The organism is Nesterenkonia sedimenti, from assembly GCF_012641515.1.
In the GTDB taxonomy this organism is placed as follows: Bacteria; Actinomycetota; Actinomycetes; order Actinomycetales; family Micrococcaceae; genus Nesterenkonia; species Nesterenkonia sedimenti.
The window spans coordinates 113,953-127,484 of sequence record NZ_JABAHY010000001.1 but is presented as its reverse complement, the minus strand read 5'-3'; the positions used below and the strand labels follow the sequence as shown (position 1 = coordinate 127,484).

The 13,532-nt window shown below is 62.0% G+C and carries 13 protein-coding genes and 1 tRNA gene; 4 read left to right on the top strand and 10 right to left on the bottom strand.

Translation table 11 applies throughout. The features are described from left to right. The first annotated feature begins 12 nt into the window (after positions 1-12). Complete coding sequence (locus HGQ17_RS00710; protein ID WP_168886051.1) at positions 13-900, top strand: outer membrane protein assembly factor BamB family protein; 888 nt, start codon at positions 13-15, stop codon at positions 898-900. Positions 901-930: 30 nt separating this feature from the next. Here the strand turns inward: HGQ17_RS00710 and HGQ17_RS00705 are convergent, their stop codons facing one another. Both HGQ17_RS00705 and polA read right to left on the bottom strand, forming a co-directional pair. Next, positions 931-2,319: a GNAT family N-acetyltransferase gene (locus HGQ17_RS00705; protein WP_168886050.1), complete on the bottom strand. Its 1,389-nt coding sequence runs from the start codon at positions 2,317-2,319 to the stop codon at positions 931-933. 102 nt (positions 2,320-2,421) lie between these two features. Then, complete coding sequence (gene polA / locus HGQ17_RS00700; RefSeq protein WP_324615126.1) at positions 2,422-5,235, bottom strand: DNA polymerase I; 2,814 nt, start codon at positions 5,233-5,235, stop codon at positions 2,422-2,424. A gap of 83 nt (positions 5,236-5,318) precedes the next feature. On the opposite strand from polA, the gene HGQ17_RS00695 reads away from it, so the two are divergent. Next, positions 5,319-5,825 (top strand): hotdog fold thioesterase, encoded by a 507-nt coding sequence (locus HGQ17_RS00695; RefSeq protein ID WP_168886049.1) that lies wholly within the window; start codon positions 5,319-5,321, stop codon positions 5,823-5,825. Between the two features lie 95 nt (positions 5,826-5,920). Here the strand turns inward: HGQ17_RS00695 and HGQ17_RS15635 are convergent, their stop codons facing one another. Next, a complete protein-coding gene (locus HGQ17_RS15635; RefSeq protein ID WP_168886048.1) occupies positions 5,921-7,048 on the bottom strand; it encodes a glycosyltransferase family 4 protein in 1,128 nt (375 codons plus the stop codon). A gap of 58 nt (positions 7,049-7,106) precedes the next feature. On the opposite strand from HGQ17_RS15635, the gene HGQ17_RS00685 reads away from it, so the two are divergent. Next, positions 7,107-7,178, top strand: a tRNA-Gly gene (locus HGQ17_RS00685). A gap of 4 nt (positions 7,179-7,182) precedes the next feature. Further along, entirely contained in the window at positions 7,183-8,334 is a 1,152-nt protein-coding gene (locus tag HGQ17_RS00680) for a glycosyltransferase family 2 protein (RefSeq protein ID WP_168886047.1), read from the top strand. Here the strand turns inward: HGQ17_RS00680 and HGQ17_RS00675 are convergent. Genes HGQ17_RS00675 through coaD form a run of 7 tightly spaced genes read right to left on the bottom strand, consistent with a single transcriptional unit; the run spans position 8,288 to position 13,532 of the window. Continuing rightward, positions 8,288-9,214 (bottom strand): glycosyltransferase family 2 protein, encoded by a 927-nt coding sequence (locus tag HGQ17_RS00675; protein WP_168886046.1) that lies wholly within the window; start codon positions 9,212-9,214, stop codon positions 8,288-8,290. The genes HGQ17_RS00680 and HGQ17_RS00675 overlap by 47 nt on opposite strands. A 5-nt stretch (positions 9,215-9,219) precedes the next feature. Beyond that, positions 9,220-10,479, bottom strand: a complete 1,260-nt coding sequence (locus HGQ17_RS00670) for an LCP family protein (protein WP_168886045.1) — start codon at positions 10,477-10,479, stop codon at positions 9,220-9,222. Between the two features lie 10 nt (positions 10,480-10,489). Beyond that, the gene (rnc, locus tag HGQ17_RS00665) at positions 10,490-11,227 is read right to left on the bottom strand and encodes a ribonuclease III (protein ID WP_168886044.1); all 738 of its coding nucleotides are present in this window, start codon (positions 11,225-11,227) and stop codon (positions 10,490-10,492) included. Between the two features lie 19 nt (positions 11,228-11,246). Next, the gene (gene rpmF, locus HGQ17_RS00660; protein ID WP_168886043.1) at positions 11,247-11,450 is read right to left on the bottom strand and encodes a 50S ribosomal protein L32; all 204 of its coding nucleotides are present in this window, start codon (positions 11,448-11,450) and stop codon (positions 11,247-11,249) included. 60 nt (positions 11,451-11,510) lie between these two features. Then, positions 11,511-12,101, bottom strand: coding sequence for a YceD family protein (locus HGQ17_RS00655; RefSeq protein WP_407670715.1), 591 nt, complete (start codon positions 12,099-12,101; stop codon positions 11,511-11,513). Between the two features lie 20 nt (positions 12,102-12,121). Continuing rightward, positions 12,122-13,030, bottom strand: coding sequence for a UTP--glucose-1-phosphate uridylyltransferase GalU (galU, locus tag HGQ17_RS00650; protein WP_168886042.1), 909 nt, complete (start codon positions 13,028-13,030; stop codon positions 12,122-12,124). Between the two features lie 22 nt (positions 13,031-13,052). After that, positions 13,053-13,532, bottom strand: coding sequence for a pantetheine-phosphate adenylyltransferase (coaD, locus tag HGQ17_RS00645; protein WP_168886041.1), 480 nt, complete (start codon positions 13,530-13,532; stop codon positions 13,053-13,055).

Genomic DNA, 13,532 nt, shown 5'->3' with positions numbered 1-13,532 from the left:
GTCGGCAGACTTATGATGGATTCTGCGCTGCTCTATGCGCCAGAGGGCGAGATCCTGTGGGAGAGCTCTTATTACGAGGTTTTCGGTGATGACTTCACTCCTGATCAGGGGTGGAGTTTCCGGGATGTCGACACTGCACCAGATGTTGTCCTGGGGTGGGCTCGCCATCATCCAACGCAGGAACGGGGTCCCGCTCAGATGGCCATCGATGAGGGTGAAGAACCTGAACCCATCACCCAACTCACATCAGAGACGACTCATTATGTCGCCCTGGATAAGGCCACTGGCGAGACCGTCTGGGAAAAACGGGGGTTGAGCTCCTGCCCGAATCTGCCACCAGTTAATGGGGACCTGATGACCTTATGTCACTGGACATCGGGAGAGTTCGGCTGGACTGTCGATGAAGACGGCTGGGAGCTGAACCTAGACGAGCCCTTGGAAGAAGAGAGTGTGGAGCTGCTGGGCATCGACCCCGCAAGCGGCGATGTCATCTGGGACCTGCCGGTGGATGTTGAGTCCTTCGGAAGTCACTTCATCAGCACTGAACGCTCTATCCGGCAAAACCAGGACCGGACTGTGGTCAGTATCGACGGTGATCAGGTCATCGTCGATATGGAGACCGGAGATACCGCAGACCTCGCTGAGGGTGAGCTATTCCTCTGCTGGGAGGCCCGCGATCCGGTTACGGGCCAGTTCAACGAGGACACCAGAGATGTCGACTCCGGGCACGAGTACATGATCTGCGATGCTGATCGAGAATCCGTTGAGGGTGACTCCATCCCCGTAGATCTTCTGAACCTCACCACATGGGAATCCGATGATGAGGATGTGGCCTTCATCAGTCTTGAGGGTCGATTAGTCGCCTATGACATCAGCGGTATCGACGGTGAGGATGCCTGACCCGGGCTCGCCCCCGGATCAGCCGGGCCCTCAGAAATGAGTGGCGCAGAACGGGCGGGTCGGCAGGTCGAATGTTGCCGAGAACCCGGTCCAGTCGGCGTCCTCGTCTGCGGTGATCCGCCCGGCATCAGCCATGGTCAGCACTGAGATATCCCCCAGGTAGAGCGCTCCGAGGGTTTCGACGTCCATCGTGAAATGCTGAGGTGTGGTTGCACTCTCGGTACTGCTGACCTGGGCTACGCCGCCGGAGACCGAGACGGTGAATACTCCCTGGGCGATCCCTAAGGGGTCGGTGAGGGTGAGGCTGAACTCCCCATCGGCACCCCAGGCCCGCCCCTCGAGGGCGGTGACGGGGTTGAGGATCCTGACCCAGAGCACATCTGAGATTCCGGTGACCCGGCATGCTCGCGGGTTCTGCAGAGCCTGGGGCAGTGGATCATCCACCGGGAAGCTGCGATTGAAGACCAGCTGGTCCACCAGGTCCATCTCACCGAGGTGGCGCAGCAGTTCGCGCCGGGATTCGGCATCGACGGTGATCATGTCCCGCACGGTCATGGTCAGGGGCTTCGATCCCCAGCCCTCGAAGGTGAAGATGGCCCAGCCGCCTGCGCTGCCATCGGCTTTGATATGCACGATTGCCCGTGCTTTGCGCCAGGTGGAGGTAATGTTCTCCGGATCCCACTGGGCGGTGCCGATCTTCCAGTAGGTTGCCTGCCGTTCCACCGAGCCGCGGGTGCTGCGGTGGTGGGCTGCGAATACCTCTCGCTGGAACTCCTCGAGCCGAGAGGGGTCTACCGGCAGGACCCGCCCGGTCTCCGGTGCTCGGAAGCGCAGTCCGCTGCGGCCGGAGGCGGTGGTGTTGATCTCGACCTTCTGCTCACGGGTGGCGGCACCGAAGCCGAAGCGGCCGTAGATGGAGCCCTCTGAGACGGTCAGCGCGGCCAGGGGCAGCCCCTCCTGAACCGCATCGGCCAGCCTGGCGGTGATCATGTGTTTGAGGATGCCGCGGCGGCGGAATCCGGGGTTGACGGTCACCCCAGTGATCAGGCGGACCGGCAGGGGTTCTGCTCCCCCGGCGTTGAGCGTCTTGTCGTAGTCGACAAAGGTGCCTACGGGGTAGTCCGGACCGAAGCCGAACTGTTCATAGGCTTCACCCCACTGCTCGAGCCCGATGAAGCCGGGATCGGCATACACACCGGTGGCAGTCTGCTGGTCCTGGGCGAGAGCGGCCAGTTCCCGCTGGACATGCTCATCGGAGTTCCACTGTTCGTAGAACCCCTGCTCGATCGCACGGGAGAAGGCGACACTGGCGGGATTGGGCTTGCTCTCGGCCTCGAAGGTGTCGGTGAAGCTGCGCGCCACCAGCCCTTCGGCCAGCGGGGAGATTTCGGGCATCTGGGGCGAGAAGTCAGTGCTCACAGTCTCAGCCTATCGTTCGACAGTGTGGTTCGAGGGAGTGTGCCACAGCTGATGAAGGTGAACAATGGGCAAACACCTCAGTGAGCAGCAGCGCCTGCGGCCTCAATGTGCAGCGCTGTGCCAAGAGTTGCCGAGGCCGACATGGACATCCAGCGGAACATCCAGTTCGGCAGCAGCGCCCATCTTCTCGATAAGCAGCTTCTCCACTTCCTCCTGCTCACCCGCGGCGACCTCCACGACCAATTCGTCATGGACCTGGAGCAGCACCCGGGAGTTCAGCTGAGCCTGGCTGATGGCGGCGTCGACGTCGATCATCGCGCGTTTGATGATGTCTGCCGCGGAGCCCTGAATGGGCGCGTTCAGTGCGGCTCGTTCAGCCATCTGACGCAGCTGCCGGTTATCGCTGGTGAGATCGGGAAGATAACGACGACGCCCATAGATGGTGGAGGTGAAACCGTCCTTCTTGGCCTGGGCGACGACATCGCGGAGGTAATCCCGGACTGCGCCGAAGCGTTCGAAGTACTCATTCATCAGTTCCCGGGCCTCATCAACCCCGATGCCCAGCTGTTTGGAGAGCCCAAAGCTGGAGAGCCCGTAGACCAGCCCGTAGCTCATAGCCTTGACCTTAGAGCGCTGTTCGGGGGTGACCTCATCGGTGCCGACGCCGAAGACCCGTGCGCCGACGAAGTTGTGCAGATCCTCCCCCGCCTTGAATGCCTCGATCAGCGCGGCATCACCGGAGAGATGGGCCATGATGCGCATTTCGATCTGTGAGTAGTCGGCGGTCAGCAGGGTCTCGTAGCCCTCACCGACCACGAAGGCATCACGGATCTTACGGCCGGATTCGGTGCGTACCGGGATGTTCTGCAGGTTCGGGTGCAGGGAGCTGAGCCGGCCGGTGGCAGCCACAGTCTGGGCATAGGTGGTGTGGATCCGTCCGTCGTCGCCCTCTGCTTCGATCAGTCCGGTCACGGTCTGGCGCAGCTTGGATGCATCCCGGTGGTTCATCAGATGCACCAGGAACTCGTTCTGCGTCTTAGCCAGGAGATCCTGGAGGGTCTCCACATCGGTGGAGTAGCCAGTTTTGTTCTTCTTCACACCCTGGGTGGGCAGTTCCAGTTCCTCGAAGAGGACTTTCTGCAGCTGCTTGGGACTGCCGAGGTTGACCTCGTGGCCGACCACGGCATAGGCGGCCTGGGCGGATTCGGCGATAGTCTTCTCAAATTCGGCGTCCAGGGACTCGAGCCGTTCGCGGCTGACCGCGATACCGGTCAGTTCCATCTGCAGCAGAATCTCGGCCAGGGGAAGCTCCAGTTCGTAGAGCAGGTTCTCGGCCTTGCGCTCAGTGAGTTCGGCATGCAGTTTCGCCGAGAGGGGGTGCAGCAGCATCCCGTGCAGTCCCGCCCGGGCGAGATCCTCCTGGGTGACTCCGGGGATCACGTCCTCATCAAAGAGGGAGAGTTGGCCGCCGTCGTCGTTGTTCTTCTTGAAGTCCTCTCCCCCGATGTAGTCCGAGGGTTCGGTGGAACCGCCCAGGTGCTGGGTGACCAGATCGGCGAAGGCGAAATTCCGGCGGTCTGGCTGGACCAGGTAGCCGGAGAGGACCGTGTCCTCCACTGCCCCGTGCAGCCGCAGCCCGCGCCAGGCCAGACGCTTACCGGCGTCTTTGAAGTCGTGGACCAGTTTGGGCGCGCCGGTATCGGCCAGCCATTCGGCCAGGGCGGTCTCCAGTTCGGTGCCTGCCTCGGTCAGGGAGACGGCAAGTGCCGTAGTGGGCTGCGGGGTGTTCTCGGTGGATTCCTCGGCCGCTGGAACCAGCACGACGGCCAGTACCTCCGCGCTGCGAGCTGCCTCATCCCGTTTGGCTTTGGTGGACAGTGATTCCCCGGAGCGGTCCAGGCACAGGGCCAGAGCCACTGGTGCCTCGGCATGTTCCTGCAGGAAGCTCCGCAGTCTCTCGGCGGAGTCCGCGATGGTGATCTCCGGCAGGGTCTCGGTGGGTTCTGCCTCGAGATCCGCCTCGGGGAAACGGGCGGCAAAGGTCTCGAAGAGCCGGTCCCGGATCTGGTTGAACTGCAGGGCGTCAAAGAGCGGTTCCACTGCCTCGCGGTCCGGTGGGGTCAGCACGCATTCCTCGAGGTCCACCGGGAGGTCGAGGTCGGTGACCAGGCGGTTGAGTTTGAGGTTGCGTTCGACATCCTCGACTGCGGCCCGGAGGTTCTCCCCCGCCTTGCCCTTGATGGCATCGGCATTCTCAAGGATTCCGCGGGTGGAGCCGTATTCGGCAATCCACTTGGCTGCGGTTTTGGGCCCGACCTTGGGCACACCGGGGAGATTATCGGCTGATTCGCCGACCAGCGCGGCGAGGTCCGGGTATTTCTGCGGTGGCACGAGGTATTTGGCCTCTACCCCTTCGGGGTCCAGCCGCAGGGTTTTGGAGACCCCGGAGGTGGGATAGTCGAGGTGGGTGTTCTCGGTGACCAGCTGCAGGGCATCCCGGTCCCCGGAGACGATCAGGGTCTGCCAGCCCGCCGCCTCGGCGCGGGTGACATAGGTGGCCACAATGTCATCGGCCTCATATCCCTCGACGGTGACCGCGGGGATATTCAGGGCTGCGGCCACCTCTTTGATGAGGTCAATCTGACCGCGGAACTCCTCGGGGGTCTTATCGCGTCCACCTTTGTACTCGTCATAGGATTCGTGGCGGAAGGTGGGGGTGTCGAGGTCGAAGGCCAGGGCTATATGGGTCGGCTGCTCCTCGCGGATGAGTTTGAGCAGCATATTGGTGAAGCCGTGGACCGCATTGGTGTACTGACCGGAGGAGGTCTGGAAACTCTCGGTGGGCAGGGCGTAGAACGCCCGGAACGCCATCGAATGACCGTCAACAACCAGCAGTTTATTGCCCTGAGTACTCACAGGCTCCAGCCTACCGCGGCCGGCGGACCTCGAGTCCTGCGGCGGTCCGATGCGCCGGCGGTTGGGTCAGTAAGCTTGCCATCATGAGTCTTGACTACGTGACCCCCGGCACACCAACCCCCCTTCCCACTGAGGCTGAACGCATTGAGCGGATGAAGGCCGCCGGCATTCCGGAGAAGTATTGGGATTGGATGGGGCCGCATGGTTTCACCCCGATGGGGGCCCGGCTGGGTCTGCAGATGGTGGAGATGAGCCCGGAGAAGATGGTGGCCACAATGCCGGTGGCCGGAAATGAGCAGCCGGTGGGGATCTTCCACGGCGGCGGGCATTTCGTCTTGGCCGAGACCTTGGGGTCCATCGGGGCTTCGCTACATGTCCGGGAGAATCTGGGGCTGATCCGTCAGGTGGTGGGCACCGAGCTGTCGGCCACACACCACCGCCCTGGGGTCAAAGGTCTGGTGACCGGCACCTGCACCCCGATCAATCTGGGCCGACAGCTGACGGTGCATGAGATCGTGATGACCGACGACGACGGCCGCCGCCTCTCCACCGCCCGAATGACCAATATGATCTTGCCTCCGCGGGATTAGGGCCAACCTAAGCACACAGCCTCGGGTGGCCTCACCCCACTTGCCGCGTGGCTATTGGTTTATCGCGGGCATATAGGCACGCGGCAGCCCAATAACTACGCGGGATTCTGCTGCAGGAAGTGCTCCAAGGCGTTCTCAATCGCCTCGGCATGTGCCTCGGCGGTGTAGCGGCGCCGGATGAGCTGCAGCCCCCGGGCACCCATCTGCTGGAGTTCCTCGGGGCTGGCCAGTAGCTCCAGCAGAACCTCCCGCAGCGAGGTCGCACTGCCGGCCTCGTAGTATCTGCCGGTCTCGGATTCCACCACGGCTTCGATCTCCGGACTGGAGTCGCGGTGACCGGCCTCGGCCAGCACTGGCACACCGAAGCCCAGGGCCTGGATGACATTGAGTCCGGCTCCACCGATGGACAGTGCGAGGTCCGCTCCGGAGTAGAGCGCCTTGAGGCGATCGAAGTCGTAGACGGCACCGAGGAATTCGGCATCCACCCCGGCCTGGTCGAAGACACCCTCAAGCCGCGGCCGCTCCGAGCCTTCCCCGACGACGACGACCAGGGGTTTCTGAGCCTCCGGCCAGTCCCTCAGTGCCTCGGCCAAGAGATCCAGGCGGTGCCGACTGGTCAGCCGGGAGGAGTAGATCAGCACCGGCCGCTCCCCCGGTTTGGATCCTCGCACGGAAGTCTCCGGCAGCTGCTTGCCGGAATAGAGACTGTTATAGACGACCCGGATCTTCTCCTGAGGCACCCCATAGGAGATCCCGAGTTCCCGGGCCTGGTCCCCGTAGACCATCAGCCCGTCCACCAGACGGTAGAACCCTAGGCGCAGTTTGCGCTTCAGTCCGCCCTCGGGGCGTTTCCAGCCGTGGCCCCACAGCAGCACTCTGCGGCCGCGCAGTTTGCCCACTGCACCGGCGACCCAGGCGGAGACTGTATAGACCCGCCCTTCGAGGACGTAGGCCTCGTGGTCGCCGCACCAGACTGCTGCCACTTGACCCTTCTCCCACCACAGCAGGCCGGCCGTGGCGGTGCCCGTCGGCTCCACTGCCTGCAGCGTGTCCTCCGAGGCGGAGAGGATGGCATCGGCGGCCTGGGCCTCAGAGTTCTTGAAACGGCCCACGAGGTCATAGGCGAAACGGGAGGATTCCCGCAGACGACGCACTAATGGCTCCCGGTAATGGGAGACGGTGGGCTGGATCTGGAAGCGGATTCGTGGCTTACGGCGAGTCACAACTCGACTGTACAGCCCAGACCCTGCTAAAGTGACTAGGCGCTCATCAACGAGTGGTGGGGGTGTAGCTTAATGGCTAAAGCCCCAGCCTTCCAAGCTGGTTATGCGGGTTCGATTCCCGTCACCCCCTCTCTATGGCTGACTCCGACCGCTCCAATCTCAGTCCTTCGGAGTTTTCCACTGTTCAACAGCAGGCCCATGCGGCCGTGCAGGCCCATGGACTGAAGCTCAGCGTCATCATCCCGGTCTTCAATAACGGCGAACATCTGCGCACCCGCGCATTCCCGTCTCTGGTGAAGTCCCCGCATTTTCAGCAGATGCATATTCTGCTCATCGATGACGGCTCCACCTATCGCCAGACCCAGGAGGCGGTCACCGAGCTGGCCTCCTCCCATCCCAATGTCACCGCTTTCCTGCACGCCCCCGGCGGCTCGGGTTCTGCCTCCCGGCCGCGGAACACAGGACTGCAGCTGAGCTTCACCGACTACGTGGGCTATTTGGATCCCGATGACGAGATTCACGGCTCGGGCCCCTGGCTCTTGGCGCAACGCCTTGAGGAGACTGCGGCTGCACAGTTCGCCATCGGTGAGGAGCTGCGCATTACCGACGAGGGCAGTAAGCAGATCAGTCAGGCCAAGAAATACGCTCCACTGCTGGGTGAGGATGGGCTGCACCATATCGACGCCACTGCTCTGCGCCGGATCGGCTTTCTGCCGGCTTCTATTGAGGCCACTGTCTACCGCACCCAGTGGTTGAAGGCCCAGCAGCTTGAGCAGGTTCCCGGGGCAGCCGGCCAGGACTCCCTGTTCTTCCTGCAGGCGATGCATGCCGCTGATACCTTTCTGATGGTCGATCAGCCGGTGTACACCTATTACGCGAATGTGCCAGGCTCAATGGTCAACGCCATCGACGCCGGCTATTTCCGCAAGGCCCTGATCCGGGAGAAGGCTCAGGTGCAGTGGCTGCAGGAGGCTGGGCTCTTTGAGGATTTCATGGAGTACCGCTTCGAGCACTTCTTTGTGACCTGGTATTTGAAGAAGCTCAAGCTGGTACCTAAACAGCAGCGTCGGGAGTCAGCTCAGCTGCTGCGGGAGATCGCTGCGGTCTATGTGGGCTCCCCGCCCTCCAGACACAGCTGGGGTCATCCGCCCGCGATGGCTTTCTTCCGCAGCCCGGGGGTTCCCTCGGAGGAGGGTTTCGAGCTGTGGACGCGTCCGCTGCGACAGAAGCTACACCGGGCTAAGCACGCGGCGAAGAATCGCGCCGGGCGTACTCTTCGTAAGTGAGGCCGACTGTGGCCTTGACCATCCCAATGCCCTGCCTGAGATAGCCGCGATCGCTGTAGCTGACTCGCTGACGGGTCAACCAGCGGCGCGGCCAGAGGGTGAGGCCGAAACCGATGCGGGCAGTGCCTTCCAGAAAGAGACTGGCTCTCCCCCGGCCTCGTTTGGACTTCTGCATCACGCGCATATGGCCAAGGCGCTGCTGGCGCTGACGCAGCCAGGCTTTGGTCACCCGGGATGGTGGCACATCCTCTTCAACGACGGCCTCAGCACACCACCAGATAACGGCACCGGCATCAATCATGGTCTGGAAGAGGTCGCTGTCGGAACCACCGGTGAAGTTGAAGGCCTCATCGAAGCGCAGTCCCCGTTCGGTAAACCATTCGGCACGCACCAGGGAGTTATTGGTTGCCGGCCGCCGATCCCAGGGGCCGGTCTCGAAGTCCACGCGTCGGATATAACCGGGACCGTCAAGCTCCCACCGTTTGAGCCACTCGGGGGGATCCTCTGGCAGAACGGAGAGCACCGGCCCGTAGACGACATCAGCACCTGAACTATCGGCACAGCCCAAGAGGGCCGTGAGCCAGCCGGGGTGGACGCGTTCGTCGTCATCGACGAAGATCACCGCCTGGGCGTCCTCCGGCAGGGCATCCAGGGCTGCATTGCGCGCTGTGGCAATGCCCGGTTGGGGCTGATGGATATAGGTACTGCCCGGGAAGCCGTTGGTCACTGTCTCCTCGGCCAGCGGCTCAGGATTATTGTCCACCACGATCACCTGCGGAGCGTCAGAATCCAGCTCGCGCAGGGAGGCCAGCAGTGCCGCCAGCTGATCATTGCGGTTATAGGTGGCCACGCAGACGTAGACGGCTGCCGGATCCAGCATGGGTCTCAGTACTCCTCGGTGAGTCGCCGGCCGATTTCGCCGCCGAGCTGTCCGCCGGTCTGGTGGCCGGATTCGGGGTCCTGCGGCATTCCGGGATCCGTGCCGTCCTCTGGAAGGGTGCCATCCTGCAGCGCTTCATCCTCCGGCGTGGGATGCGGTGGAGGTTCCTCACCGTTCTCGACACGCTCCAGGTACTCCATGAAGTCGCCCATCTGCTCATCGTGGAGGTGTTCGCGCAGAACTTCCATCATGGCGTCATCGGGCATGATGACCTGGGCTCCGCCGGCGGTGACAGTCTGCTCACCGGTGGGCATGGTGAACATATGGACGTCATTGCTGCGGAAATTGGTCATATCCAGGGCATAGGAGATGATCCGGTCCTGATCGAGGCCCTCATCCATCTCCATATACGGCAGGATCGCCTCGAGAACTGCAATGATCCGGTTGGGATTGGTCAGGGTGTCTCCGGAGAGGAACCGTTCCACGATCCCGCGAAGCACCAGCTGCTGGTTCTCCACACGGACGTAGTCACCCATCAGGAAGGACTGCCGTTCCCGGACGAAGCGCAGGGCATTGGAGCCCTCCAGCCGGATAGTTCCCTCTGGGTAGAAGGCCGGGTTGTGCTGGCCAGCCATAAACGACCGGGGATTGTCCACATAGACACCGCCGAGGGCCTCAGTGAGGTCTGCGAAACCTTCGAAATCGATGGTCACCACGTGGTCGATATGGGTATAGAGCAGCTCTTCGACAGTGTCCACGGCCAGTTCGAGGCCGCCTTCATGCAGGGCAGAGTTCACTCGGTTGGGCCCGTGGCCGGGCACATCGACCCAGAGGTCTCGCATAATCGACATCACATAGATGCCGGAGCGGTCCTCGGGGATATGCACCAGCATCATCGCATCGGAGCGTTCGCCCTCTTCATCAAGTTGGGAGCGGTATTCCTCCTCGGAGGAACCTCGTGAGTCCGAGCCCAGCAGGAGGACATTGATGGTTCCCTCGGAGGTGCGGTAGGCGGTCTCATCGTCGAGATCGTCCAACTCCTCGATGACGTTGCGGTTCTCCTCGAAGGTCTGCTGAACCCGGTTGAGGTAGTAATAGGCCACGCCGGCTGCGCCGACAACGAGGACCAGCAGTACAGAGATGGCGATGATGGCCGCACGGGTCTTGGGGCCGCGCTTCTTCCGCTCCTTGGGGGCCGGCGTCTCTGCCGGCGGAACTACGCCTCCCCGGGCCCGCCGGGGACGGTGCTGCTCAGGATTGTTCACACGCCTCCCTTCAGACCTTTCCCGGTTCATAGCGATCCAGGACCAGCGTTAGGATATCCGCTTCACCGTCACCTCCGGTAAGCTGCTCCACCGTAGTGCGTGCTGCCTCCCGTTCGGCCTCCTTCTTGGAGGATCCGCTGCCGGTGCCGTAGGTGGCACCATCGATGGTGAGGGTGGCGGTGAATGACTTCTTGTGATCGGGTCCGGAGTCTGCGATCACATAGCTGATCTCGCCGAGCTCCTGGGCCGCTGCCAGCTCCTGGATGGTGGTCTTCCAGTCCTTGCCCGCTGTCATCGCCTCTTTGTCGGAGAGCAGGGGTGTGACCAGCCGCAGCACCAACTGCCGGGCTGTTTCGATGTTGGTGGAGAGGTAGGCGGCCCCGATCAGTGCCTCCATTGTGTCGGCGAGGATGGAATCTTTATCCGCTCCCCCGGTGCGCAGTTCCCCTTCTCCGAGCCGGATATGCGGCCCCAGTTCGAGGGTGCGAGCAATTCGGGCCAGGGCACGGGTTGAGACCAGTGCCGCCCGCAGCTTCGCGAGATCGCCCTCGGAGAGGTCGGTGAACGTGCGGTAGAGGTGGTCGGTCACCGACAGCCCCAGCACCGAATCGCCCAGGAACTCCAGTCGCTCATTGGTGGCGATACCGTCGTTCTCATAGGCATATGAGCGGTGCGTCAGGGCAAGACGAAGAGCCTCGGGGTCGATATGCACCCCAAGGCTCTTCAGAAGCGTGGTGGATTCAGCCAATCCTTGCCGGACCGGTGGATCAGGCGTCGGCGACTTTACGACCCTTGTACTCGTAGAACAGGGGTGTGTCGGCCGAGTCGGTCACCAGCTTGGCCTGGTGAGGACGGCTGTACACCACACGGCCGTTCTCCACAGTCTTGACCAGGGTCGGGACCTGAGCCTTCCACTGGGACCGGCGGTGACGGGTGTTGGCACGGGACTTTTTCCGCTTCGGGACAGCCACGGTGTCTCTCTTCTCTCTCGTTGACGGACAGGTTTAGGTTTTAGCGTTCCGCTAAGTCTCTCACGACGGCGACGACGAACTGTTGTTTTCGTCGCTGTCGTCATTCAGTTCTTGGGCGAGGCCGGATAGTGCGGCCCACCGGGGGTCGAGCTGCTCGTGGGCGTGTCCGGGATCCTCCTCCATGCGGAATCCGCATTGGGAGCACAGGCCCGGGCAGTCCTCGCGGCAGACCGGCTGGAAGGGCAGTGCGGAGACCATGAGGTCCCGCAGCACCGGTTCGAGGTCTATCGTCAGATCCTCAGAGACCTGACGAGTGTCCTCGTCGTCGCCCTCCTCGGGTCCTTCTGCCTTTTCGGGCCACGTGAACAGCTGCATGACATCCACGGTCAGCGGGTAGCTGATCGGGTCCAGGCAGCGTCCACACTCACCGGTAACACGACCATGGGCCGTCCCCGAAAGCAGCGTGCCCTCATGCACAGACTCGATCCGAAGATCCAGCTCCAGATCACTGTGCTCGGCGACGCCGACCAGAACAGCGGCGAACCCCTCAGGGGTTGGTACCGTGCGGGAGAGGGTTTGCTGGGCTCCAGGGTTACCTTTGAGCTCCTTGACGTCCACGTGCAGCAGATTGTCCTGCTGTGGATGTTTCACAGCGCACCAGTCTACAGGACTTAGAGTCCGCTAGCGAACTCCTTGAGCCAGGTGCGCAGATCAGGCCCGAGATCCTCACGATCCACAGCCAATGTCACCACAGCCTTGATATAGCTGAGCTTATCCCCGGTGTCATACCGCCGACCCCGGAAAACCACCGCATGCACACCACCACCGTCCTCCACCGGCTTAGCAGCCATCGCCTGCAGAGCATCCGTCAGCTGAATCTCGCCACCCTTACCCGGAGGAGTCCGCTCCAACTCATCAAAAATCGCCGGATGCAGCACATACCGACCAATAATCGCCAAATTACTCGGGGCCTCCTCCACCGGAGGCTTCTCCACCAACCGATGAACCGGAACAACCTCAGCACCAGGTTCCTTATCCTGACCCCCGGCATCGACCACACCATAGGCCGAGACGTTCTCCTCAGGAACCTCCATCACCGCGATCACAGACCCACCCAGACGCTGCTGAGTCTCCAACATCGTGGTCAACAAAGTATCCCGGGCATCAATGAGGTCATCACCCAACAGCACAGCAAAAGGCTCATTACCCACATGCTGCTTCCCGCACAGCACAGCATGACCCAATCCAAGGGCCTGACCCTGGCGGACATAATGGATATCCCCCAGACCAGTGGCATACTGCACCGCATCCAGCTTCTTGGTATCCCCCTTATCCCGCAGGGTCGCCTCCAAAGCCGGAGCACGATCGAAATGATCCTCCATGGCCCGCTTATTCTGACCAGTGATCATCAAAATATCGTCCAACCCAGCATCAGCAGCCTCAGCCACTACATACTGAATCGCCGGCTCATCAACAACGGGCAACATCTCCTTGGGCATAGCCTTCGTCGCCGGCAGAAACCGGGTGCCCATACCTGCTGCGGGAATCACTGCTTTAGTGATCGGGGTAGTAGAACTCATGGCCACACTTTACCCTTTTGTGTCAGCCTGCTGTTTCGCGAAGCCGCTTGTGAACCGAACGTGGGATGAATTCAGCGACATCGCCGCCGAGGCTTCGGACCTCTTTGACCAGTGTGGAGGAGAGGTGACTGTATCGTCCGTCACCGGGAAGAAAGACAGTTTCCAGTCCGCTGAGGTGACGATTCATCGTGGCCATAGACATCTCATAGGGCAGATCCTGGGTGCCGCGGAGGCCCTTGACCACGGCGGAGGCGCCGACCTCTTTGCAGAAGTCTGTGAGCAGAATGCCCGGCTGCAGCGGCCGTACTGTGATCCCGCGCAGATAGGAGAAAGTCTCCTGGGCCATCTCGATCCGGTCCTCGAGGCTGAACAGCGGCTTCTTATGCATATTCGCCGAAACAGCCACGATCACTTCGTCGAAGAGATTGGCGGCCCGGGCGATGACCTCGACATGCCCGTTATGAAGCGGATCGAAGGAACCGGGGCAGACTGCTGATTGCAT

Bases quoted from the DNA above. Each gene is read 5' to 3' on its own strand.
- HGQ17_RS00710 (WP_168886051.1), top strand. From the start codon at position 13: ATGATGGATTCTGCGCTGCTCTATGCGCCAGAGGGCGAGATCCTGTGG.
- HGQ17_RS00695 (WP_168886049.1), top strand. From the start codon at position 5,319: ATGAGTCTTGACTACGTGACCCCCGGCACACCAACCCCCCTTCCCACT.
- HGQ17_RS00680 (WP_168886047.1), top strand. From the start codon at position 7,183: ATGGCTGACTCCGACCGCTCCAATCTCAGTCCTTCGGAGTTTTCCACT.
- HGQ17_RS00675 (WP_168886046.1), bottom strand. From the start codon at position 9,214: ATGCTGGATCCGGCAGCCGTCTACGTCTGCGTGGCCACCTATAACCGC.
- galU (WP_168886042.1), bottom strand. From the start codon at position 13,030: ATGAGTTCTACTACCCCGATCACTAAAGCAGTGATTCCCGCAGCAGGT.
- coaD (WP_168886041.1), bottom strand. From the start codon at position 13,532: ATGCAATCAGCAGTCTGCCCCGGTTCCTTCGATCCGCTTCATAACGGG.